Source organism: Flavobacterium suzhouense (genome assembly GCF_042684765.1).
GTDB lineage: Bacteria > Bacteroidota > Bacteroidia > Flavobacteriales > Flavobacteriaceae > Flavobacterium > Flavobacterium suzhouense.
In genome coordinates this window covers 366,842-390,692 of the sequence record NZ_JBHUMD010000026.1, presented here as the reverse complement: position 1 = coordinate 390,692, position 23,851 = coordinate 366,842, and the positions used below count along the sequence as shown (strand labels likewise).

Here is a 23,851-nt window from a genome sequence, read left to right as displayed (position 1 = left end):
ATTAATTTCGCATCGATAACATTGTAACAAAATCACAACAAATTTTATGAAAAAAATATTCATTACCGCGGCTTTTGTGCTGGCATTTATGGCAAACGGCTCGGCTCAGATAACAACACCTCAATTGAGTCCAAAAGCTGTTATTGAACAGAAAGTCGGATTAACAGATGTAAAGATTGAGTATTCTCGCCCAAGCGCTAAAGGCAGATCTGTTTACGGAGAACTTGTACCATTCGGTAGAATGTGGAGAACAGGAGCAAATGCTAATACAGTAATTACATTTAGCAATGATGTTGTTATTGGAGGCAAAACTCTTAAAGCAGGTAGTTATGCATTATACACACAACCAAAAGCAGATGCATGGGATGTGGTTTTTTATGATGACACCAATAACTGGGGACTTCCTGAAAAATATGATGATTCGAAAGAAGCTTTAAGAACATCTGTAAAACCCGAATTTTTAAGCAGAAACGTAGAAACACTTACTATCGGCGTTAACAATCTTGATACAGATTATGGATTCCTGGAAATTGCATGGGAAAAAACTATGGTAGCTGTTAAGTTTGAAGTACCTACAAAGGCTATTGCTATGAAAAGTATAGATGCAGCAATGTCAGGACCTTCTGCAAATGATTATTTTGCCGCGGCACAGTACTACTATCAGTCAAATGGTGATCAGGCAAAAGCCTTAAACTGGATTAACCAATCTATAGCAAAATCGGGAGGTCAGGATGCACCTTATTACATCTTAAGACAAAAATCCCTTATTCAGGCTAAAATGGGTGATAAAAAAGGAGCAATAGAAACTGCACAATTATCACTTGCCGGTGCTGAAAAAGCCAAAAACCTTGATTACGTAAAAATGAACAAGGACTCTATTCAGGAATGGAGTAAAAAATAAATTAAACATTTATAAATAAAATGGCTGCCAATTCTGGCAGCCATTTATTTATAAGTAGATTGTACTATTCTATGTAGGAACTTTCAGGATCATTTTTTGTCCCTATTAGCAATTGTAGTAACAATGCTATAACTATTGTTAATGAAGCTCCAATTACATTAAGCCATAAATAGCTAAGTATATCCAGCTTATAAATTACCAACACAATAGTTTGAGTTACGACAGCACTCCAAAAAATGGCTTCTGCTTTAATGAATTTAATATAGAATGCTACAAGGAAAATTCCAAGTACAGTTCCGTAAAATATTGAACCGATGATATTCACCATCTGTATAAGGTTATCGAAAAGTGATCCCATACAGGCAAATAAAATTGCTATAACTCCCCAAATTAGTGTAAATAATCTGGTTGAGTTTACAAAATGCTTATCTGTTTTGTCACCTTTAACATGGCGTTTGTAAATATCTATTGTTGTGGTAGAGGCAAGGGCGTTTAATCCTGAAGCTGAAGACGACATGGCAGCAGATATTATAACAGCGAGCAATAAACCTATTAATCCCTTAGGCAAAAAATTAAGTATGAAATAAAGAAAGACGTAATCTTTGTCATTGGTCTCAGCTTTTTTATCAATCTGATGGATTAGTTCTTTGGCCTGATCCCTTAAATCTTTTTCCCTGCTATTCAGGGCTATCATTTTGTTATGCAGCTCTTTATTGTCAAAATCTTTACTTAACTGATCCACATAAAGCATGCTGATTTCTTTTTTCTCACCAGCCACAGCATCCAGTTGTTTCTCAAGGTCATTATATTTAGACTTGTAAGCTGAATTCTCAATTAGCCTTGTATTGTTTGGATTAAAATGCAACGGTGCAGAATGGAACTGAAAAAACACAAATACCATTACTCCGATAAGTAATATAAAAAACTGCATCGGCACTTTTAAGAATCCATTCATAATAAGTCCCATTTGGCTTTCACGAACAGATTTACCTGATAAATAACGCTGTACCTGCGACTGATCTGTTCCAAAATAAGCCAGTGCAAGAAAGAAACCTCCGGCTATACCACTCCAAATGGTATATCTTTTCTCCGGATCGAATGAAAAATCAAGAATATTAAGCTTTTCATTTGCTCCTGCAATATGAAGGGCATTGTTAAAATCCAGTTCTTCAGGAAGGAAATCTAAAATGATAAAAAAAGCTATTATCATTCCTGTAAAGATTACAAACATCTGTTGCTTATGTGTAACATTTACGGCCTTGGTTCCCCCTGACATGGTGTAAATAATAATCATAACACCAATGACAACATTCATCAGATTCAGGTTCCAGCCTAATAAAGATGAAAGGATAATTGCCGGAGCATAAATGGTAAAACCAGTTCCCAAACCTCGCTGAACTAAAAAGATAAGTGCTGCTAATGATCTGGTTTTTACATCAAATCGCTGTTCAAGATACTCATAGGCTGTATATACCTTTAGTTTATGATAAATAGGAATAAAAGTTATGCAGATAACCACCATAGCTAATGGTAGTCCGAAGTAAAACTGAACAAACCCCATACCATCATGATAAGCCTGTCCGGGAGTAGAAAGGAAAGTAATGGCACTTGCCTGAGTTGCCATAACAGATAAACCTACAGTCCACCATGGCGTTTCATTATTTCCTAATATGTATTCGTTAACATTCTTGCTCCCTTTGGTTTTTATAGCGCCATAAGCGACAATAAACAAAAGAGTAGCCGAAAGAATAATCCAGTCTAATAACTGCATATTAATAAATTTGCATTATAAAATAAAACAGCACTATGTAAATAATATTAAGCAAAAGCACCAACGAGTAGCTTTTTTTCCAGCCTGCGGATTTATCTTTCATTTGTGTTTTATTTTTAGTTTTTAATAAGACTCATTTCTTGTTGGTTTGTTACATTATTTGCCAATAGCAATCAGGTTTGCCATAAGCCTGTATGCTCCGGAAACTCCTTCGGGTAGCTCTCTGAAAAAGCTCAGGCCTGTATAAATGTAATGTCCCTTACCGTATTTTGCGACCAATAAACCACCTTTTTTTGCTTCTTCACCTTTATCATGAGAAGTGAATATTGGAGTAAATTCTTTGCCCCATTCATCAGGATAATACAATCCCTGTTCCTGAACCCAACCTGTAAAATCTTTCTCAGTTATCTTATTAGGATAATTTAGCACAGGGTGTTTCGCGTCCAGGAAATTAACTTTGGCATCTTCTTCAGTTACCCTATCTCTTGATATCCTCAATGGGTAAGGAGCTATATCTCTTGTCATTAAATCACCGGTTGTGTTATATTGCACCACCATCGTTCCTCCATTAGCAACGTAATCAAATAATACCTGTTGTTTGAAAACTATGCCATCCAAAACATTGTAAGCACGTATACCTACAACGACAGCATCATAAGAACTTAATGTTTGCATAGTTATTGCTTCCGGAGTCAATAATGTTACATTATATCCCATTTGCCTAAGGCTTTCCGGAACAGAATCTCCTGCACCCATGATATAAGCGATACTGTTTCCCTCAATTTTAAGGTCGACTTTGGTAAACTTAGCTGTTGAAGGCATTAATACCTGTTGTATAGAAATATGAGGATAATTAATTATTACCTGTTCCCTGTCAAAATCTTCGCCATCAATAGTAGCTATACTTTTTGCGGTTACTTCAGAAGGACTGTCAGGAGGCGTTATTTCAAAGTTTACAATTGTTTCACTTCCTTTTCTAACAAGTTCAAACGGTATTGATGCCGGCGAAACCTTCCAACCATCAGGTAATTCAAAACGAAGTGTTCCTTTGCAATTATCTTTTCCTGCTTTAATTTTAACACTGGTTGTTTGCTTTTTATTGTCTTTAAACAACTGAACCTTATTCATTATACTTGTTGTAACGGCAGGTATAATATCAAGAGGTTCATACACTTCACCCTTTACAGGATCATTATATTTATAAACTATTGTACGCTCAAAAGGAATAGATATATCGCCAAACTTTACTGTAAAAATAGCTGACATTTCCCTTATGATATCAGGAATCCCTATTTTTTGAAGATCATTTACAGTATACATTCCTTTATCTCCTTTTTGTGTCAACCAATAGGGAGAAGTAAAGTTTGCTGATTTAGGTATAACAACATCAAAAGAATTATCAACGCTTATGTTGTTAGCTAACAGTGTATCTTGTGTAATTGCTTTTCCTTCCGGATACAAAGCAACCGAACTAAGTTTCATTGCAATATTGCTACGGTTAGTTGCTTCCCACCTGATCTTTAAATTGCTACCTGGCGTGGCAGACTGATTCTCGGCAATTGCTTCAAGATAAAGACCAGTACATAATGCAATAATTTCTTTTATCTCTTTGGATTTTAAACTTTTCCAGTGTTTATCTTCAAGCTTTAAAATAGAAGAATATACTTTTAAAAGTTCAGGCACAGAAGCTGAGGGATTTCTGAAATCATAATTTTTAATTATAACTGCAATAGCATCTCCAATTGCTTTACCATCTTTAACTCGGTTCCATGAAGTATCAATTCCTTCAAAAAGGTTTTGTTTATCTTTCAGGTTATCGCCTTTAATCAGCTCAAGGTATTCCATATCGTCGCCACGAACGCCTGTAGTACCAAATCCTTGTGATTTATGTTTGCTCCTGCTTAAAGCAGCAATTTCCTGATTGGATAAACCAATAGTAGGGTAGTAGTCTCCTGTCTGAAGATTAATATATTTCGATTTATCTGCCTTCTCAAATTTGTCTTTCCCTCCAAAAAACCACCATGAAACGTTAAACATCACCCTTTTTGGTTGCCACAACTGTACATATTTCAGCTGTTCAGGCTCATAATTAGGATCTGCGGCGAGTGAATAGGCTTCTTGTGTCAACATAGCTGAAGACGTGTGGTGACCGTGAGTAGTTCCTGGAGAACGGTGATCAAAACGATTAATGATGATATCCGGCTGGAATTTTCTTATTATCCATACCATATCCTGCAAAACTTTTTCCTTATCCCAAATCTGGAGTGTTTCGTTAGGGACTTTAGAAAAACCAAAATCATTAGCGCGACTAAAGAATTGTTCTCCACCGTCTACCTTTCTAGCTTCAATAAGTTCCTGAGTACGGATTACTCCTAACTGCTCCCTTAATTCCAGACCTATCAGATTCTGCCCTCCATCACCACGAGTTAATGATAAATAACCTGTTCTTGCTTTTACTTTATTAGCCAGATAGGAAATAAGCCTTGTATTCTCATCATCAGGGTGTGCAGCAATGTATAAAGCACTTCCTAAAAAATTCAATTTTTCAAGTTTATTGTATATCTCAGCAGAAGCAGGTTTTTGAGGTTGAGTAAAACCTAAAGTGTAACTTAAAATAAATATTAATAATGATATGTTCTTCATTTAATTAGTCGTAAAATTCTTTGTCTTCCTGTCTAATTGGCACTATGCTAACACCTTTTTGCAACAGTAAATTATTAGGATAAGTTATTACTTCTCCATCCCTGGTTTTTATGAGCGTATGAAAGGCTTTTATATCTTCAATCTGTCCTTCAATAGGAAAATCTTTGTCGTGTACTTTTATCACATCACCAATACGGAAAGGGAAGCTAAAAAAAAGTATGATTCCCGAAGTAATGTTACTAAGTATAGACCACTGGGCAAAAAAAGCTACTCCAATAACTGTGAGGGCTCCTGAAATGTAAGTAAAAATTAATTCGGCCTGAAGCCCCCATATTGCAATTATTATAATGATATAGAATATCATTATAAAGAAGTTAATATATTTTGCAATAAGGTTAGTTCTGTGTTCCGATAACTCAGCAGAACGTGCATATCTTTTTATTAGCCTTTTTACTATGTAACCTACTATAAAAAAAACCGCCGATGTTATCAGGGTAATCATTAGTTGGGTATATAGATAAGATTCTGACATTATTAAGCAAGCTTCATTAAGTATTGATACACTTTATCTACAGGCATGCCTACTACATTAGCATAAGAGCCTTCAATTTTTGCGATTGCTATAAGGCCAATCCATTCCTGAATACCATAAGAACCGGCTTTATCATAAGGTTTATACTCTTCAAGATAATAGGCTATCTCCTCATCGGTAAGTGGATTGAAAGTTACCTTAGTTGTTTCGTTAAATGTTTCGCTCTTCCGTGTATTTTTGATACAAACAGAGGTTATAACTTCATGTGTCTTACCTGAAAGAGATTTAATTATATTAAAAGCATCCTCTTTATCCTTAGGTTTGCCAAGGGCTATCCCTTCGTGCCATACAATAGTGTCACTTGTAATTAGTATCTCATCATCGGAGAGTGTTTCTTCTAATGCAGAAGCTTTAAGTTCAGCCAGATAATCTGTAATTTCTGCACCTTTCAATGAATCAGGATAAATCTCTTCTACTTCTTTAAGGCGCACTTCAAAGTTTGCATCGAGCTCCCTAAGGAATTGTTGCCTTCTGGGAGATCCTGACGCAAGTACAATAGTATACCCTTTTAGTTTTTCCTTAAGCATTGCTGTTAATATTAAAAGTTATTACTGCTATAGATAATGAGGTGAAAAATATTACGGCTTTAATCACAATTTCAAGTACTGCAAAATCTTTACTCGTTTTAGCTGACCATAAATTGATAAGGCAATAAATAACAGGCCCCAATACAAAAACCAATAAATAACCCATAGCCCATAAAAGTTCCTTCAGGTAAGCATTAATGTAATACAACACAAGACCTGCTACAATTATACCTACTCCAAAAGTAATTTTTGCTGCTCTTTCTTTCCCTATCGCAATTGGTAGAGTATTTAGTCCTTCATTATAGTCAAGATCAGTATTTTTAAGATCATTAAGAAGTGTAACAAGTAAACCTAAGGCAACCGCAAAGATTGAATAATGCTTTATAACTTCATATATATTTGCAAGATGTACAGGATCACCATTACCAAAAACAGGGTAAACGGTAAAGAATCCAATAATCATTATGCTTAATCCCATAACAATCGCAATTGCAATATTACCTAGCAATAGGCTTTGTCTTAAATTAGTTGAATAGAAATACAGAGTAGCCACCGGAATAGCAAAAGCCATCAAAAAACTAGTTCTTCCTATTATATCAGTTAAAAAATATCCTATGATTAATCCACCGATAGTTAGTGCCCCATATATATAAAACGCTACCGACTCATTCAGTCCGTAACTTTCACTTCCATTGGCTGTTATATTATTAATTAAGAAACCTCCTGCAGCAATCATGACACTTGCTAACACTAAAAGGTTGTAATAGCCATCACTGAGATTTAATATTATACCCGGTTGATAATCCAAAAAACCATATTTAAAGATAAATTGGGCAAAAGCAAGCAATATGAGATGGCCGAAACCTATTAGTTTTAAAAATTTCATTGGTAAGTTTTAAAGTTTGAACAAAATAAAAAATGAATAAAGATTAGTCGTATCTGGCATTAAAATGTTCCATCCATTTGCCTTGTACTTTCATTACCTGTTCGATAACATCTCTTACACAGCCAGTTCCTCCATTTTTATGAGAGATATACTTGCTGATTTCTTTAATTTCCGGAGCTGCATCCTGAGGACAGGTTGGCAGTCCTACTAATTGCATTACATGAAAATCAGGAATATCATCTCCCATATATAACACCTGCTCCGGTTTTATATTATAAATATCTATAAATTCATCAAATGTCTCAACCTTATTAGGTACCCCGAGATAAATATCTGTAATTCCAAGGTTTCTTAGACGTATACGCACTCCTTCATTTAATCCACCCGATATAATACACACAGTATATCCATTTTCAACCGCTGCTTTCATGGCATACCCATCACGGATATTCATATTTCGCAACATTTCTCCGGTAGGTGTTACATGTATTGTACCATCTGTCAATACACCATCCACATCAAAAATAAATGTGGTGATGTCATTCATTAATTCTTTATAGCTTTTAGCCATTTGTTCTTTGTATCGATTGAGTTAATAACGTATAAATGTCTTTTTGCATAGGATCCTTAATAAAATCAAGATGCCTTTGTATTGTCGTTTTATCATTTCTCTTAGCAGGGCCGGTTTGGGCATTAATCGGAGAAACTGTCTTTATCTTGTCAGCCGTTTCGTGTATCAACGGCTTTAATATATCAAACGGAATATTATTTTCATCACAAACTCTACTCCCTAATACGTATAAATGATTTGTGAAATTATTTACAAATACAGCTGCCACATGCAAAGCTTGTCTCTGTTCAGAACTAATACTATAGGTTAGGGGAGAGATACTTTTAGCTAATTTTTCTAATGTATTGTAATCATCAGGATGTTCTGCTTCTAGACATAACGGTATCTCTTTAAAATCAACATCTTTGTTTTTTGAAAAGGTTTGAAGAGGATAAAACACACCTCTTCTGTTTTTAGCATCTGATTTTTCAACTGGAGTACTCCCTGATGTATGCACTACAAGTCTGTTGCTAAAAGGCAATTGTTTTGATACATCCTCAATTGCATCATCTGTAACAGAAATAATATACACATCAGCTTCCTTAAGATCCTGAAGTGAACCAGTTATATCTTCTAGAGACAGAATATGCTTGAGTTTTCCAGGATTACGGGCATAAGTCTGCACTAATTCTACTTTTTCAGAATTTTTGAAAGCCTTTATCAAATGCTGTGCAACATTGCCCGAACCTATTACTATTACTTTTAGCATGCCGCTAAATTAGTAAAAAACTTTCAGGTATACCGACTATTGGAGGGTGTCAAAATGATGTATTCAATTCGTCAAAGCAACAAAAAAGCGGTTTAATATTTAAACCGCTTTTTTGTTATTCTTTTATCCAGGAATTATTAGATCCATCAACATCCGGTAATATTCTGGAAGGATCAATATCAACAGCTTTTACCTTTTTAGACGATCTAAGCAGGTATTCCCATTCGTTAGTACGCTGCCAAACTTCTACAGGCAGTGTTTTTATCTCTTTTGAATCATCTTCATAAATTACTTTAAACACTATCGGCATTGGAACATCTCCTTTATTTGTAAAGGTAATAATCGCTGAATCCTGATTTTGTACTACATTACTAATTCCAAGATCAATATTGCCACTACCCATAAACCATCCTCTCCAGAACCAGTTAAGATTTTCACCTGCTCCGTTTTCCATAGCATTAAAGAAGTCTGATGGCTGCGGATGTTTGTATGACCAGTTTTTTATATAAGCTTTGAATGCATTATCAAAACGTTCTGCACCAAGGATATATTCACGAAGCATAATAAGTCCCAATGCAGGTTTAGAATAAGCAGTGTAGCCTAAGTTCATAGGTCTTGCTACATCAGGGTAAGTATTGATGCCTTCTCTGTTTTTTGAGCGGTACCAAAACACCTGGTTACGGCCTTTAGCTGCGTCAGATGGATATTCTCCTTTATTGAATTCAAGTGTACTGTAATGATTGATAAAAGTATTAAAACCTTCATCCATCCATGCATACAGACGTTCGTTAGATCCAACTATCATCGGAAACCAGTTGTGCCCAAATTCATGATCAGTAACTTCCCAAAGATCCTGACCCTTACTGCGCGCATGACAGAAAGAAACACCCGGATATTCCATACCACCAACATTTGAAGCCACATTTATGGCATTAGGATAAGGATACTCAAACCACTTTGATGAGTAATGTTCAATAGATGCTTTTGTATATTCTGTAGATCGGCTCCATGCCTTAGGCCCATCACTTTCTTTTGTATAAACAGATTGTGCTACTGCTTTCTTTCCACTTGGCAAGTTGATACGTGCTGCATCCCATATAAAGCCTCTCGAAGCTGCAAAAACGGCATCACGGCTGTTTTTTATCCTGAAATGCCATGTTGTTTTACCATTTTGCGAAGGTCTTGTAAGTTTAGTGTTTCCAATTTCATTTGGAGCTATCAGATAAACAGTTTTATCACTTTGAGATGCTTTATCCCAACGGTTTTGCAATTCTTTTGAAAGTACTTCTTTTGGGTTAACCAATTCTCCTGAACCTACAACTATAAAATCATAAGGTACAGTAACTTTAAAATCATAATCTCCATAGTCAAGATAAAACTCTCCGGCTCCAAGATATGGTTCGGTATTCCATCCTTTTACATCATCAAAAACAGCAACTCTGGGATACCATTGCGCAACAGAGTATATAATACCATCTTTGGTTTTAAGCTGTCCCATACGGTCCATACCTTCTTCCGGTATTTTAAATTCAAAATTCATTGAAACAGTCGCCATACCTCCTTTAGCTGCAATAGGCTCGTTAAAGAAAACCTGCATGCGGGTATCTGTTATAAGATATTTTGAAGAAGCATCACCCTTTACTTTTGCTGAAAGCGATGATATCTTAAATCCACCATCAGTATCTCCCGCATAACGGTTTCTGCCTTCAATAGGAGTGGTAAGTGTTCCTCTTGAATCTTCAGTAAAACGATTTTGTTCAACATACATCCACACATAGTTCAGTTCTTCAGGACTATTGTTATGGTATGTCATTGTTAGCTTACCTTTCAGTACGTTTGCTTTTTCATCAAGCTCAACATCAATATTGTAATCTGCTCTGTTTTGCCAGTATTGAGGACCAGGCACGCCGGATGCGCTACGATAAACGTTACCGCGACGATACATTATCTCGTCAAATTTAGACTGGTTGTTAGGAACAACCTCTTGTGCAAAAGCAGTCAAACTACTGAAGCAGAACAGTAAAAGAAATTTAGGAATTCTCATCAATGACTTAAGTTAGTTGGGAATAGTTTAGTTTGCGTTAAGAGTAAACGCCAAATATACCCAACTTCTTGCTATTATAAAAAAATATTTGACAATCTAAATTGGTCATTTTTTCTGATAAAATAAGGTTCGCGACTTAAGTTTTGAGTACTTTTGCAACAATTTATAAAACAACTTTCCGTACTCATGGATAAAATTATATCGTTCTTTTCTTCAACACGTTTAATGGCAGTGCTTTTCCTTGTTTTTGCCTTAGCAATGGGAATAGGTACCTTTATCGAAGATGCTTATAATACCGATACAGCGCGAATCTACATTTACAATGCAAAATGGTTTGAAGCTATTATGTTTTTGTTTGTCATAAACTTTATTGGAAACATTAAGCGCTATCAGCTTCATAAAAAAGAGAAATGGGCTACGCTTTTATTGCACCTGTCTTTCATACTTATTATAGTTGGTGCATTCATTACCCGTTATATAAGTTATGAGGGGATGATGCCTATTCGTGAAGGAGCTACTGAAAGTCGTTTTTATTCTGACAAAACTTATCTGACTGTTCTTGTTGATGGTCAATATAAAGGAGAAATGCGCCGCAGGTCTTTTGAGGAAAAATTATTGCTATCACCTGTAGCTAATAATGATTTCACCATGAAAGGTCAGTTTGATGAAATACCTTTCAAAGTAATTTATAAAGATTTTAAACTAGGTGCTAAAGAAACTATAGTTAAAGATGCAAACGGAATTCACTATTTAAAAATGGTTGAAGCCGGTGACGGTGGCCGTCATGAGCATTACCTTAAAGAAGGTCAGGTTGAAAATATCCATAATATTTTATTCGCTTTTAATGCCCCAACAGAAGGTGCCATCAACATTACATTAAAAGATGGTAATTATACCATAAAAACACCTTTTGAGGGTGACTTTATGCGAATGGCAGATCAGTTTAAAGGAACAGTATCTAAAGATGCAGATCAACCTTTAATGTTCCGTTCATTATACAATGTTGCCAATGCGCGTTTTGTATTCCCTGAAGCGGCTATAAAAGGCAAGGTTGACTATGTTTCTAATAATGATTATAAGACTAAAGAAGATGCGGCACTTACTGTTGTAGTAAAGGCGGAAGGGGAAGAACATGAGGTAACTTTATTAGGAGGTAAAGGAAAAATGGGTGTACCACAATCGTTCAAGTTGGGTAATTTAGAATATACCCTTATTTATGGAAGCAGACAATATGATTTGCCATTCTCAATAAAAGTAAATGATTTTATAGCTAAGAAGTATCCTGGAACAGAATCAAGCTATGAATCTTTTGAAAGCAAAGTGACTGTTGAGGATAAGGAAAAAAATAACAGTTTTGACGCACGTATTTTCATGAATAATGTACTTGACTATAGAGGCTACAGGTTCTTCCAGGCCTCATTTGATCAGGACGAGAAAGGAACTGTACTTTCTGTCAACCATGACTTTTATGGTACTTGGACTTCTTACATTGGTTATTTCCTTCTGTATATAGGTTTAATGGCTATATTATTTGACAAAAACACTCGTTTTGGTGATTTAAAACAAAAGGTTGAAAAAATAAAAGCTAAAAAGGCTACGCTTTCTGTCATAGTTTTATTCTTCTGTGTTCTTAATGGTTATTCTCAAAACCATTTGCATGAAAAGCCTACTGAAAAACAGATGGATTCACTTATTATGAAATATAAAGTAAGTGAAGAACATGCTGCTAAATTTGGGCGCCTTGTTGTACAGGATGCTGGAGGGAGAATGAAGCCGATCAATACTTTTTCATCTGAGCTACTTCGTAAAGTAAGCAAAAGCGATACTTATAAAGGACTTAATGCCGATCAGGTATTCCTTTCTATGGCAATGATGGATCAGATGTGGTTCAGTATGCCAATTATCAAACTTGAAAGAGGTAATGATAGTTTAAGAATTGTTGCAGGTGTTGAAAAACAAGCCGAATTTGCTGCATTAGCAGATTTCTTTGACGCACAGGGCAATTATAAACTTTCAAAAATTTTGGAGCGTGCGCATAGAGACAAAGAACCTACAAAGTTTGAAAAAGACTATATAAATATAGATAAAAGAATAAACCTCTTATATTCGGCATTGACAGGACAGATATTAAAAGTATATCCTATTCCCGGAGACAAAAACAATAAATGGGTATCGTACCTGGAGATACCTGAAGTAAACAATGCAGAACTTAATAAAATTAAGAACATACTGCCATTTTATATGCAGGCATTAGCCGAAGCAACTCAAACTAATGATTACAAAGTAGCTAATAGCCTTATCGAAGGGCTAACAAAATATCAACATAAATTTGGAAGCAAAATAATGCCTTCTGACGATAAAGTAGATGCTGAAATACTGTATAACAAATATGATATCTTTAAAAAACTATTCTCTTGGTATTGCTATGCGGGAGTAATAATGTTTTTATTTGTTATCATTAAAATATTCAATTCCCGTAAATGGGTAAACTACACCGTTAAAACTTTCCACGGAATTATAATTATTTTATTTATTCTTCATACACTTGGCTTGATTTACCGTTGGTATATTTCTGGTCACGCACCGTGGAGTAATGCTTACGAATCCGTTATTTATGTTGGCTGGGCAACAATGTTTTTTGGTCTTGCCTTTGGTCGTAAATCTTCATTGACAGTAGCGTCTACTGCTTTTGTAGCTTCGATGGTGTTGATGGTCGCACATTGGAACTGGACAGATCCGGAAATTGGTAATCTTGTTCCTGTATTAAATTCGTATTGGTTAATGATCCACGTTGCTGTTATCGTAGGTAGTTATGGTCCGTTTACACTTGGAATGGTATTAGGTGTTGTAGTAATGATACTTATGCTGCTTACCAATGAAAAAAACAAGAAAAAAATGGATCTCAACATCAAAGAACTTACATATATTAACGAAATGGCACTTACAGTTGGCCTTGTAATGCTTACTATAGGTAATTTCCTTGGAGGGCAGTGGGCCAATGAGAGTTGGGGTCGTTACTGGGGATGGGATCCAAAAGAAACATGGGCACTAGTGAGCATCATGGTTTATGCTTTTGTTATTCACATGCGTTTTGTACCGGCATTAAGAGGTAAATGGATTTTTAACTTCTTTAGTGTTTTAGCATTTGCATCTATCCTTATGACCTATTTTGGTGTTAACTTCTATCTTACCGGACTGCATTCGTATGCCAGCGGTGAAGTAAGAACTCCAATGTATTTCTTCTGGATGGCTTTAGGAGTTTTTATTTTAGGGGGGCTTTCGTATATACAATACAAGAAACACTTTAAGAAATAATTTTTCGTAATTTTATAGAAATAAATCATCACGATGAAAAAACTTGCAATAGCAATAATGGGGTTAGCACTTTTATTCAGTTGCCAAAATCAGGCGCAGACTAAAAAAAGTAAAACCAATAAAGAAACAACTAAGACAATGTCAGCATCAAACATTTATCAGTTTAAAGTAACTGATCTTTCGGGCAACGAATTTGATTTTGCATCTCTGAAAGGTAAAAAAGTAATGATTGTTAATACTGCTTCTAAATGCGGATTAACACCTCAGTATAAAGATCTTGAAGCTTTATACAAAGAATACAAGGATAAAGGTTTTGTAATAGTTGGCTTTCCTGCAAATAACTTTGCAGCTCAGGAGCCTGGGACAAGTAAAGAGATTGCCGAATTCTGTCAGCTTAATTATGGGGTAACTTTCCCTATGATGGATAAAATATCTGTAAAAGGAGCTGATATGGCTCCGATTTACCATTTCCTTACTGAAAAAAGCAAAAACGGACTTCAGGATAGCGAGGTGGAGTGGAACTTCCAAAAGTACCTTATCAATGAAAAAGGCGAGCTTGTAAAAGTTATCAGTCCCCGTACATTGCCAACAGATCCTGAAATCGTAAGCTGGATCAAATCCTAAACAAAAAAAATATAATCCCGGTCTTATCCGGGATTTTTAAATTCCAAAAAATGATCTATCCTAAAATACCTTTGGCACAAAGCATTATAGAAATATGCCGTGCAAAAGGAGTGACTGATATAATTATATCTCCCGGTTCACGTAATGCCCCTTTAACAATTGGATTTGCTAATAACCCAAATTTTACCTGCTATAGTATTGCTGATGAACGTTGCGCAGCTTTTTTTGCGACAGGAATGTCGCAACAGCTTAAAAAGCCAACTGCAATTGTTTGCACATCAGGCTCTGCCTTACTGAACTATTATCCTGCAGTTGCAGAGGCATTTTACAGCCAAATTCCGCTAATCATAATATCTGCCGACAGACCTCATGATAAAATAGATATTGGGGATGGCCAGACCATTCGTCAGGAAAATGTATATGCAAATCATATTCTTTTTAGTGCAAATCTATTGGAAGAAGCTTCTTCAGATAATGACAAACTGATAAATGAAGCAATAAATACAGCTATTTTAAAAAAAGGCCCTGTACATATAAATGCACCTTTTGAAGAACCATTATATGAAACGGTAGAGGAGTTATCTGTAGCGCCAAATGTAAACCATAGTAGTCCACGTCATCCGTTTAATGAAGATTTATCTGCTTATGCTGAGAAGTGGAATTCTGCCAGGAAGAAACTTATTTTAGTTGGAGTAAACGATCCAGAATCAATTGACAAAGCGATTATTGAGCAACTGGCTAATGATCCATCGGTAGTGGTTATGACTGAAACTACATCTAATCTTCATCACCCAACATTTATTAATAACATTGATACTATTATAACTCCATTCATTAATGAAGATTTTGAAAACTGGAGTCCGGATATATTACTTACTTTCGGAGGAATGATAGTTTCTAAACGTGTAAAAGCCTGGCTTAGAAAATATAGTCCTTCTCAACACTGGCATATCGATACACTTAGGGCTTACAACACTTTTGGAGCACTTACAAAACATTTTGAAACAGATGCTAGTACTTTTCTTAGAGCATTCATGCCTCAAACTGTAGCTGTTGAAAGTAATTATAGTCAAACGGCTCAGCAGTTAAAAGCTTTCAGAAAAGTAAAACACGATGAGTATTTAGTAAAAATTCCTTTTACTGATTTTAAGGCTTTTGAAATAATATTACCTGTATTGAAAGATAATTCACAACTACAGATAAGTAACAGTTCTGCAATACGTTACATTCAATTACTTGATGTAAAAAATTCCATTGAGGTATTCTGTAATCGTGGCACGAGTGGCATTGACGGAAGCAGTTCTACTGCAATTGGTGCAGCTGTAGCAAGCAAAAAAGAAACAGTTCTAATAACAGGAGATATCAGTTTCTTGTATGACAGTAATGCCCTTTGGAATAATTACATCCCAAAAGATTTTAAAATAATTATCATCAATAATGGTGGAGGAGGTATCTTCAGGATATTACCGGGACATCAGGAAACCCCCGTATTCAACACATACTTTGAAACCGAGCATCATTTAACAGCGGAACACTTAGCAAAAATGTTTGGTTTCAGTTATGGAAGTGCTACTGACGAGGCTGAGTTAAAAACTCAACTGAAAACATTTATGCAAAATGGTGAACAACCTAAAATTCTAGAAGTATTCACACCAATGCAGGAGAACGATAAAATCCTGTTACAATATTTTAAAGAGTTAATATAAAGAAAAGCCGGTTAATGCCGGCTTTGTTGTTTTCCAAGCTTTCCCTTTATATTGTTCAATTCTTTGTACCTTTACAGCTGAAATTTACCGTAATGATCGAAATAGGAAAATACAATACGCTTAAGATTGCAAGAGATACTCAAATAGGACTTTATCTTACTGATGGCAATCAGGATATATTATTACCCAATAAATATGTACCAAGAGAGTTTGAAATAGGAGAGGAGATTATTGTCTTTGTATATCTGGATCAGGAGGAACGCCCTGTTGCTACTACGCTTGAGCCTTATATTTACCTGAATGAGTTTGCCTTATTACGTGTAAATTTCATCAATAAATTTGGTGCTTTCCTGGATATGGGGCTTGAAAAAGATTTGTTTGTTCCTTTTAGGGAACAGGCCCGTGAAATGGAAAAGGGTAAGCGCTACCTTGTATTCATGTACCTTGACGAAAAATCAAACCGATTAGTCGGAACCAGCAAAATCAACCAATTCCTGAGTAACGATGAGATAACTGTAGAAAAAGGGGAGGAGGTTGATCTTATTATCTCCCATATTACCGATATGGGGATCAATGTTATCATTAATGAGCAACACAAAGGTTTACTTTACAAAGATGAAGTATACGAAGATGTTCGTACAGGTGACAGAATGAAAGGATATATCAAAAATATCCGTCCTGACAAAAAAATAGACGTTACACTCCAACAAACAGGATTTGCCGGTATAGAGCCTAATGCTGAAAAAGTACTTGATGAGCTTCGTGCGAGCCGTGGTTTTCTTCGTTTAAATGATGATAGCCACCCAGAGGACATCAAGACTGTACTTAAAATGAGTAAAAAGACTTTTAAAAAAGCAATAGGAACGCTTTACAAACAAAAACTTATCGAAATAAAAGAAGACGGAATTTATCTTGTCAAGGAATGATCTATTTGGTCTGTAAGACATACTTCTGATACCATTTACTTAACGAAAATACATTTTCGATTACAATAAGTAAGTATACGGTCATTAAAACCAATTCGGGGTATCCTTCACTATAAAATAAATAGGCTAACAGTATTGCAAGACGTGCGTATTCGAGGTAATATATCCATTTACGTTGTTCCAGCAATGCACCGCAATTTACAAGTGTGATAAGTATAAAGCTCAAATAGAATAGTTTGTCAACTATAGTTTGAGTATTATAAAAAAACGTAAACCAACTAAGAAGCGCAACCGATATAACTATTTGGAATGTGAGATAATTTTTGAATCTAAGTTCTCTCAAACGAAATCTTCTGTCCTGTAAAAAACGCTTTTCAAGCTCAGGGCGTATATCTTGATCCATAACTGCCGGGCTTCCGAAAACAGCATTGAATTTTCCTTTTAAAGTATTGGCACGTTTGTAAGATTCATATATTTCAAAATAATAATGAAAATGCATCCAAAGGAAACTATAACTTTTAAGCGGATGCGTTAGCCCATAGGTTGGCTGCTCTTCCTCTTCCTGAAATGTACCAAATATCTTATCCCAGAAAACAAACATATCTCCATAGTTCTTATCCAGATATTTTTCATCCGATGCATGGTGAACTCCGTGCAACGATGGAGTTATGAATACATATTCAAGCCATTTTACTCTTTTTAAAACCTGAGTGTGAGTAAAAAAGGAATATGCCCCATGAACAAGCAACATTGTTATAACCATAGTGGGGTGGAAGCCTATCAATGGCAATATGCACCAAAAAACTGTGCGTATCAGTGCCTGAATAGTTGTAATTCTCGCTGAGGCGGTTAAATTAAATTCTTCGCTTTGATGGTGTACAATATGCGCTGCCCAAAAAAGATTTACTTCATGCCCAAGCCTATGATACCAATACCATACAAAATCAGTTGCTAAAATTAATACTATCCATAATACCCAGTTATTAGGAATATCGAATATTGCATAGTTATTATATACCCAATAATAGACCTGATAGAAGCTGGCCGAAACGAAAAGGTTTATTAAACGTTCAGCTATACCAATACTTATATTAGAAACAGAACTTTCATATTTAAATAAGTGTCCTTTTTTTCTATACTGAGCAAGTTTATATTCCAGATACAAAAACAAAAAGAATGCTGGCATTGCAAACGCCAGATAATTTAGGTTTTCCATAATTGTGTCTTATTTTTGAACAAATATAACTATTAGTCTATAGGCTTAATAGACTATTTATTAACAGCTATGGTTAATAAATAACAAAACCCTTAAAATAAGGGCTTTGTATTATAATTCTAAATCTTCGTTTTTATCCGGTTTGATAGGGTATTTACCAAAAGCAGGGGATAATTTCCAAATTTTGTATGGTTTATACGAAAACTTATTTGAAAGACAAATAAGTGTAACTGTATCTTTTTTAAGAGTTATATAAGAAGATGTATTACCGTGCCACCAACCGTTATGATAAAATAATTTTTCTCCGGTTTCCCATTCATGCATACGAATACCAAGTCCATAGTTTTTAGTTCCTTTATGCTCGTAACTATAACCTTGAAATACTTCATTATACAGCTTAGGATTCAGGAATTTTTTTGAATAAGTTGCTAAATCAAATTTAAGCAAATCACGAGGAGTTGAATAAATATTTTTGTCTCCATAAACATCATCCAGAAAATCCCATCCATATAAAACATTGTTTCCTTTATATGATCTGCTGGCAGTTTCACGATCTTTTTGATAATCGAACACATAAGTATTCTTCATCCCAAGCGGATCAAAAAGTATCTTTTTCATTGCATCACGATAATTCATGTGCGTAACCTTTTCAATGATCAGTGCCAGCATTGCATAATTAGTATTACAATACCCAAATTTTTTATCGGACTTAAAGTATAGGTCAAATTTGTGTTGTGCGAAGAGGTCTAATATGTCCTTATTAGTTAACATACTTCTATCCCAGATGGCACGATCGTCCAGCACGTAAGCATAATTAGGCAGCCCACTTCTATGGTTAAGCAGCATTCTTACAGTTATGTCCTCATAAGGAAATTCAGGAAGCAGCGTATTTACTTTCGCATCAAGATCCAGTTTATTTCTGTCAATCAACTTTAAAACAACAGCAGCCGTTAATACTTTACTCACAGACGCTATATGAACAGGTGTATTCGCAGAAATTTCTTCTTTTTCACTCCTGTTAGCATAGCCTCCATATTTTTCAAAAAGTATTTTACCATTCTTGGCTACCAGAAATCCACCACTTAAATCATTTCTGCTCCATAATTTATGATAAAAATGCTCTATAGTGGCTGTTTTCGAATTTATAAAAGCTTTACTAGGTTTGGTTAATTTTGTATTTAAAGGAGTAATGTGCAATACTGTATCTACAGTCTCTTCGTTAGTATTTTCGGCAAGAGTAGATTTTTCTTTTAAACAAGAAATACAGGTAAATGCAATTATATAGGGAAATATTCTTAAAAACTTCATTTGATGATCACGTAAACGACAAATATAACTAAACAATAATTTTATAAAAGCATTTTAAACAAGGTTAACATTTAAAAAAATGTTTTTTTTAAAGCAATTTGGATAAAGTTTTGAATATAAATAATTTATGATTAAAACTTTTTTAATTGATTTTTCATATAATAAATACCTTGTTAGTTCAATATCTATTTTTATTGATGAATGCAAAAAATGCTTTATTTTTACAGTAAATATTAAATATAAGCATGAGTAATATAAACTGGAAAACCGTAAAAGAATTTGAAGATATTACATATAAAAAATGTGATGGAGTTGCACGTATCGCGTTTAACAGACCTGATGTAAGAAATGCTTTCAGGCCAAAAACTACGGCCGAACTTTTTGAAGCTTTTCTGGATGCCAGGGAAGATACTTCGATTGGGGTAGTGTTATTATCTGCTGAAGGTCCATCTTCTAAAGACGGAGTATATTCATTTTGCAGTGGTGGTGATCAAAAAGCAAGAGGCCATCAGGGGTATGTGGGAGATGATGGTATGCACCGTTTGAATATTCTTGAAGTGCAACGACTTATCCGCTTTATGCCAAAAGTTGTTATTGCTGTTGTTCCCGGTTGGGCAGTAGGAGGAGGGCATAGCCTTCATGTTGTATGTGATCTTACGTTAGCCAGTAAAGAACACGCAATATTCAAGCAAACGGATGCCGACGTAACCAGTTTTGATGGTGGTTATGGATCTGCATATCTTGCAAAAATGGTAGGTCAGAAACGTGCACGTGAAATTTTCTTTTTAGGCCGTAATTATTCAGCTCAGGATGCTTATGAAATGGGAATGGTAAATGCTGTTATACCTCATGCTGAACTTGAAGATACAGCGTATGAATGGGCACAGGAAATATTAGATAAATCACCTACATCAATCAAAATGCTGAAGTTTGCCTTTAATCTTACTGATGATGGAATGGTGGGTCAACAGGTATTTGCCGGTGAGGCAACCCGTCTTACATATATGACAGAAGAAGCTAAAGAAGGCCGTGATGCATTCCTTGAAAAAAGAAAGCCGAACTTCAGGGATATCAAATGGATACCTTAATCTTAAAGTATTCCAATGGAACAATTTACTAACGAAAAAATAGATACGATTTCCTTACCTAAGTTTGAAGATACCGTACTTTCACCACTTAATATAAATTATAAGAAGATTATTTACTTTAATCTGGGACTTACATTTTTAATTTTGGCTACGATTATAGGTGTAGTCCTGTATTTTATTGAGGAGTCAAGAGCATATGTAATTCCGGCAATCCTGGCTTACGTCGTATTGTTGTTGTTTAGCATAGCTATAAATCTTATCAGTTTCAGAAACAGAGGATTTGCTTTTAGGGATCATGATGTTATTTACAAGAGTGGAGCTATCGTTTTAGAAACCACTATAATTCCTTATAACAGAGTGCAGCATGTAACACTGCACGAAGGTTTTATTTCTAGAAAATTGGGATTGGCAACCATAGAGATATTTACTGCCGGAGGGATTAATAGTGATATTAAGGTTCCAGGAGTAGAAAAGGAGCATGCGGAAAAGATAAAACAATTACTAGTTGGTAAAATTCTTAAACAGAATACTATTAATGAATAATGATTTCAGCAGTCCGCAGCGACAATCTCTCATAGGTGTTTTAATAATGTTTGCCGACACTTTACAAAGTGCAATAAGGGCATTATTTCCTATTTTGATCGTATGGATCATCAAGATAGATCAGATGAATAAGATCTACCTTACCATAGGTATAGTTGCTGTCTTTCTGTTAGTTGCTGTAATTGCCTATTTAAAATACATAAACTTCACCTTTTACCTTGACGAGGAAAATGAGGAGTTTGTTATTAAAAGAGGTATTATTAATAAAAGCAGGTTAGGTATTCCTTTAGATAAGATTCAACAGGTAAATATAAATCAGTCATTTTTACAAAAGATAATTGGTGTTCATGCTCTGGAAGTTGATACAGCTGGTACGGCTCAGAAAGAAGTTACTATAAAAGCAATTACTCATGATCTTGCTCAATCACTAAAATCAAGATTACTTGAAGGAATCAAAACAACATCTGATAACTCTGAGGTTGAAACTGAATCACACAACACAGCAGTAAAACATGCTTTTATTCAAATAAGCCTGTTAAGCCTTTTTAAAACAGGCATTACGTCAAACTATGTAAGGAGCTTTGGTATATTACTTGCGTTTTTTATTACAATGTTTCAATACATTGAAGACTTTATAAAGTATGCGGAAATAGAAGATGACCCTTTAGATAATTACCTAAGGACCGATGTCATTCTGAAATTCATAATGTTCATTATCCTGGCTATTATGGCTATGGTAATAGTGGTTAATCTGGGACGCACAATTTTAAAGTTCTTCAATTTCAGGATAACAAAACAAAATGACTCATTGCTGCTTTCACATGGTTTGCTTAACACTAAGAATACTATTATAAAACCTGAAAAAGTACAGATTGTGACTGTTGGGCGTAACTATTTTCAGAAAAAACTGGATATACTTGATATAAAGATTCGCCAGGCTTCCAGTCAGGATGCTAATAATCATGAAAACAAAAAATCAGCTATTGAGATACCGGGATGCAATACTGTAGAGAAAGATATGTTATTAAAATTTCTGCTGCATGAAATTCCTCAGGAAGGCATTGTTCTTAAGCCTAATATCAGAAAAATATTGATGCAGTCTATTAAGTTCCTGATAACCCCTTTAGCAGCTTACTTTTTATTGGCTAATTATACCTTTACAGAATTAAAAGAATACATACTGTTTTTACCAGTTTATATACTCTTTATAAGTCTCATAATCTATTTTGGTTTTAGAAACAGCAGGCTTTTTGTGAGTAATGAGTTTATTATTAAACAGGGAGGAGCATGGGATGTAGATAAAGATTACATTGCGCCTCATAAAATACATGCTATCTCGGTTCACCAATATTTTTGGCATAAAGGTTCTGATATTGGAATTTTAAATCTTTACACTGCAGGTGGAAAAATATCATTTGGGCTGGCTGATTATACTAAACTTAAACAGTTTGTAAATTATTGGCTGTATCAGGTTGAAACTACTAACAAAAACTGGATGTAAGCATCTTAATATATTTTGAAATTTAATGGCAAACGCTAAAGCTTGGCTTCAGGCCGCACGATTAAGAACACTACCTCTATCTGTATCGGGTATACTTGTTGGATGTTTTTATGCATTTTCACAAGGGTTTACCAATTATTCAATCCTGGGTTTTGCACTACTTACAACCTTAGGATTACAGATACTTTCCAATTTTGCCAATGATTACGGCGATGGAGTAAAAGGTACGGATAACGAAAACAGAATTGGTCCTCAAAGAGCAATACAAAGTGGGGCCATTACCGTTACTGAAATGAAAAAAGGCATAATAATTACCTCTGTACTTACTCTTGCAGCAGCAATAATATTGATTTACCTTTCATTTGGTAAAGATAACTTTGGGTATTCAGTATTCTTTTTTTTCCTTGGTTTAGCAGCTATAGCAGCAGCGATAAAATATACTGTTGGTAATTCTGCCTATGGATATAGAGGTCTTGGAGATTTGTTCGTGTTCATTTTCTTTGGGCTTGTTAGTGTTATTGGTTGTTATTTCCTATTTGCCAAACAGATTGATACGCTTGTTCTTTTACCGGCAATAACAATTGGATTACTAAGTGTGGCGGTTCTAAACTTAAATAATATGCGTGATCAGGTTTCAGATGCTTTATCCGGTAAAAACACTATTGTAGTTAAAATGGGAGCAAAAAATGCTAAAATATATCATTACACAGTAATCATGACAGCATTAGCTCTCACTCTTATTTTTGCAATACTGTCAGACTTTAAAGTCATTCAGTATATATTTTTAATAGCTTATGTTCCATTTATATTGCACATAAAAACAGTTGCAAAAAATACTGAACCACGTGCATTAGATCCGGAACTTAAAAAAGTAGCCTTAGGTACTTTTTTCCTTTCAGTATTGCTTTGTATAGCATTACAGTTATAATTTTATAATTCCA

At 35.0% G+C, this 23,851-nt stretch carries 19 protein-coding genes; 9 read left to right on the top strand and 10 right to left on the bottom strand.

Annotated elements, in window-relative coordinates; genetic code table 11:
- Positions 1-46: 46 nt before the first annotated feature.
- A complete protein-coding gene (locus tag ACFSR3_RS12485) occupies positions 47-901 on the top strand; it encodes a DUF2911 domain-containing protein (RefSeq protein ID WP_379821364.1) in 855 nt (284 codons plus the stop codon).
- A gap of 64 nt (positions 902-965) precedes the next feature.
- On the opposite strand, the gene ACFSR3_RS12480 is transcribed toward ACFSR3_RS12485, so the two are convergent.
- The 8 genes from ACFSR3_RS12480 to ACFSR3_RS12445 all read right to left on the bottom strand — a co-directional run bounded on the left by ACFSR3_RS12480 (position 966) and on the right by ACFSR3_RS12445 (position 10,683).
- Positions 966-2,672 carry a sodium:solute symporter family transporter gene (locus ACFSR3_RS12480; RefSeq protein WP_379821362.1) on the bottom strand — a complete coding sequence of 569 codons (1,707 nt, stop codon included), beginning with the start codon at positions 2,670-2,672 and terminating at the stop codon, positions 966-968.
- A gap of 156 nt (positions 2,673-2,828) precedes the next feature.
- A complete protein-coding gene (locus ACFSR3_RS12475; protein WP_379821359.1) occupies positions 2,829-5,315 on the bottom strand; it encodes a PIG-L family deacetylase in 2,487 nt (828 codons plus the stop codon).
- Positions 5,316-5,319: 4 nt separating this feature from the next.
- Positions 5,320-5,817 carry a mechanosensitive ion channel domain-containing protein gene (locus ACFSR3_RS12470; RefSeq protein ID WP_379821358.1) on the bottom strand — a complete coding sequence of 166 codons (498 nt, stop codon included), beginning with the start codon at positions 5,815-5,817 and terminating at the stop codon, positions 5,320-5,322.
- Positions 5,818-5,849: 32 nt separating this feature from the next.
- Positions 5,850-6,434 (bottom strand): Maf-like protein, encoded by a 585-nt coding sequence (locus ACFSR3_RS12465; protein WP_379821356.1) that lies wholly within the window; start codon positions 6,432-6,434, stop codon positions 5,850-5,852.
- Positions 6,427-7,320 carry a prenyltransferase gene (locus tag ACFSR3_RS12460; RefSeq protein WP_379821355.1) on the bottom strand — a complete coding sequence of 298 codons (894 nt, stop codon included), beginning with the start codon at positions 7,318-7,320 and terminating at the stop codon, positions 6,427-6,429. Before ACFSR3_RS12460 ends, ACFSR3_RS12465 begins: the two co-directional genes overlap by 8 nt.
- Positions 7,321-7,363: 43 nt before the next feature.
- Complete coding sequence (locus tag ACFSR3_RS12455) at positions 7,364-7,891, bottom strand: KdsC family phosphatase (protein ID WP_114756655.1); 528 nt, start codon at positions 7,889-7,891, stop codon at positions 7,364-7,366.
- Complete coding sequence (locus ACFSR3_RS12450) at positions 7,884-8,639, bottom strand: Rossmann-like and DUF2520 domain-containing protein (RefSeq protein WP_379821353.1); 756 nt, start codon at positions 8,637-8,639, stop codon at positions 7,884-7,886. The genes ACFSR3_RS12455 and ACFSR3_RS12450 overlap by 8 nt, the downstream gene beginning before the upstream one ends.
- A 115-nt stretch (positions 8,640-8,754) precedes the next feature.
- Positions 8,755-10,683: a M1 family metallopeptidase gene (locus ACFSR3_RS12445; protein ID WP_379821352.1), complete on the bottom strand. Its 1,929-nt coding sequence runs from the start codon at positions 10,681-10,683 to the stop codon at positions 8,755-8,757.
- A 186-nt stretch (positions 10,684-10,869) separates the two neighbouring features.
- Between ACFSR3_RS12445 and ccsA the strand changes: the two genes are divergently transcribed.
- The 4 genes from ccsA to ACFSR3_RS12425 all read left to right on the top strand — a co-directional run bounded on the left by ccsA (position 10,870) and on the right by ACFSR3_RS12425 (position 17,254).
- On the top strand, positions 10,870-13,998 hold the full coding sequence (gene ccsA, locus ACFSR3_RS12440) for a cytochrome c biogenesis protein CcsA (protein WP_379821351.1): 3,129 nt from the start codon (positions 10,870-10,872) through the stop codon (positions 13,996-13,998).
- A 33-nt stretch (positions 13,999-14,031) separates the two neighbouring features.
- Complete coding sequence (locus tag ACFSR3_RS12435) at positions 14,032-14,622, top strand: glutathione peroxidase (protein ID WP_379821349.1); 591 nt, start codon at positions 14,032-14,034, stop codon at positions 14,620-14,622.
- Positions 14,623-14,672: 50 nt separating this feature from the next.
- Entirely contained in the window at positions 14,673-16,328 is a 1,656-nt protein-coding gene (gene menD / locus ACFSR3_RS12430) for a 2-succinyl-5-enolpyruvyl-6-hydroxy-3-cyclohexene-1-carboxylic-acid synthase (RefSeq protein WP_379821347.1), read from the top strand.
- A gap of 92 nt (positions 16,329-16,420) precedes the next feature.
- The gene (locus ACFSR3_RS12425) at positions 16,421-17,254 is read left to right on the top strand and encodes a CvfB family protein (RefSeq protein ID WP_379821345.1); all 834 of its coding nucleotides are present in this window, start codon (positions 16,421-16,423) and stop codon (positions 17,252-17,254) included.
- Position 17,255: 1 nt separating this feature from the next.
- Here ACFSR3_RS12425 and ACFSR3_RS12420 read toward each other — a convergent pair whose 3' ends face one another.
- Together ACFSR3_RS12420 and ACFSR3_RS12415 are read right to left on the bottom strand one after the other, a co-directional pair.
- On the bottom strand, positions 17,256-18,470 hold the full coding sequence (locus tag ACFSR3_RS12420) for a sterol desaturase family protein (RefSeq protein WP_379821344.1): 1,215 nt from the start codon (positions 18,468-18,470) through the stop codon (positions 17,256-17,258).
- Between the two features lie 111 nt (positions 18,471-18,581).
- Complete coding sequence (locus tag ACFSR3_RS12415; RefSeq protein ID WP_379821343.1) at positions 18,582-19,778, bottom strand: serine hydrolase domain-containing protein; 1,197 nt, start codon at positions 19,776-19,778, stop codon at positions 18,582-18,584.
- Between the two features lie 245 nt (positions 19,779-20,023).
- Between ACFSR3_RS12415 and ACFSR3_RS12410 the strand changes: the two genes are divergently transcribed.
- From ACFSR3_RS12410 to menA, 4 genes are read left to right on the top strand one after another with little or no spacing between them, the layout of a single operon-like run.
- Positions 20,024-20,866 (top strand): 1,4-dihydroxy-2-naphthoyl-CoA synthase, encoded by an 843-nt coding sequence (locus ACFSR3_RS12410; RefSeq protein WP_199509034.1) that lies wholly within the window; start codon positions 20,024-20,026, stop codon positions 20,864-20,866.
- Between the two features lie 15 nt (positions 20,867-20,881).
- The gene (locus tag ACFSR3_RS12405; protein ID WP_379821341.1) at positions 20,882-21,409 is read left to right on the top strand and encodes a PH domain-containing protein; all 528 of its coding nucleotides are present in this window, start codon (positions 20,882-20,884) and stop codon (positions 21,407-21,409) included.
- Positions 21,402-22,910: a PH domain-containing protein gene (locus tag ACFSR3_RS12400; RefSeq protein ID WP_379821339.1), complete on the top strand. Its 1,509-nt coding sequence runs from the start codon at positions 21,402-21,404 to the stop codon at positions 22,908-22,910. The genes ACFSR3_RS12405 and ACFSR3_RS12400 overlap by 8 nt, the downstream gene beginning before the upstream one ends.
- A 25-nt stretch (positions 22,911-22,935) precedes the next feature.
- Entirely contained in the window at positions 22,936-23,838 is a 903-nt protein-coding gene (gene menA, locus ACFSR3_RS12395; protein WP_379821337.1) for a 1,4-dihydroxy-2-naphthoate octaprenyltransferase, read from the top strand.
- Positions 23,839-23,851: the final 13 nt, after the last annotated feature.

Excerpts from the sequence above, each read along its gene's own strand:
- ACFSR3_RS12460 (WP_379821355.1), bottom strand. The coding sequence starts at position 7,320 with ATGAAATTTTTAAAACTAATAGGTTTCGGCCATCTCATATTGCTTGCT.
- ACFSR3_RS12400 (WP_379821339.1), top strand. The coding sequence starts at position 21,402 with ATGAATAATGATTTCAGCAGTCCGCAGCGACAATCTCTCATAGGTGTT.
- ACFSR3_RS12405 (WP_379821341.1), top strand. The coding sequence starts at position 20,882 with ATGGAACAATTTACTAACGAAAAAATAGATACGATTTCCTTACCTAAG.
- menA (WP_379821337.1), top strand. The coding sequence starts at position 22,936 with ATGGCAAACGCTAAAGCTTGGCTTCAGGCCGCACGATTAAGAACACTA.
- ACFSR3_RS12425 (WP_379821345.1), top strand. The coding sequence starts at position 16,421 with ATGATCGAAATAGGAAAATACAATACGCTTAAGATTGCAAGAGATACT.
- ACFSR3_RS12470 (WP_379821358.1), bottom strand. The coding sequence starts at position 5,817 with ATGATTACCCTGATAACATCGGCGGTTTTTTTTATAGTAGGTTACATA.
- ACFSR3_RS12420 (WP_379821344.1), bottom strand. The coding sequence starts at position 18,470 with ATGGAAAACCTAAATTATCTGGCGTTTGCAATGCCAGCATTCTTTTTG.
- ACFSR3_RS12465 (WP_379821356.1), bottom strand. The coding sequence starts at position 6,434 with ATGCTTAAGGAAAAACTAAAAGGGTATACTATTGTACTTGCGTCAGGA.
- menD (WP_379821347.1), top strand. The coding sequence starts at position 14,673 with ATGATCTATCCTAAAATACCTTTGGCACAAAGCATTATAGAAATATGC.
- ACFSR3_RS12445 (WP_379821352.1), bottom strand. The coding sequence starts at position 10,683 with ATGAGAATTCCTAAATTTCTTTTACTGTTCTGCTTCAGTAGTTTGACT.
- ACFSR3_RS12450 (WP_379821353.1), bottom strand. The coding sequence starts at position 8,639 with ATGCTAAAAGTAATAGTAATAGGTTCGGGCAATGTTGCACAGCATTTG.
- ACFSR3_RS12410 (WP_199509034.1), top strand. The coding sequence starts at position 20,024 with ATGAGTAATATAAACTGGAAAACCGTAAAAGAATTTGAAGATATTACA.
- ACFSR3_RS12435 (WP_379821349.1), top strand. The coding sequence starts at position 14,032 with ATGAAAAAACTTGCAATAGCAATAATGGGGTTAGCACTTTTATTCAGT.
- ccsA (WP_379821351.1), top strand. The coding sequence starts at position 10,870 with ATGGATAAAATTATATCGTTCTTTTCTTCAACACGTTTAATGGCAGTG.
- ACFSR3_RS12475 (WP_379821359.1), bottom strand. The coding sequence starts at position 5,315 with ATGAAGAACATATCATTATTAATATTTATTTTAAGTTACACTTTAGGT.
- ACFSR3_RS12455 (WP_114756655.1), bottom strand. The coding sequence starts at position 7,891 with ATGGCTAAAAGCTATAAAGAATTAATGAATGACATCACCACATTTATT.
- ACFSR3_RS12485 (WP_379821364.1), top strand. The coding sequence starts at position 47 with ATGAAAAAAATATTCATTACCGCGGCTTTTGTGCTGGCATTTATGGCA.
- ACFSR3_RS12415 (WP_379821343.1), bottom strand. The coding sequence starts at position 19,778 with ATGAAGTTTTTAAGAATATTTCCCTATATAATTGCATTTACCTGTATT.
- ACFSR3_RS12480 (WP_379821362.1), bottom strand. The coding sequence starts at position 2,672 with ATGCAGTTATTAGACTGGATTATTCTTTCGGCTACTCTTTTGTTTATT.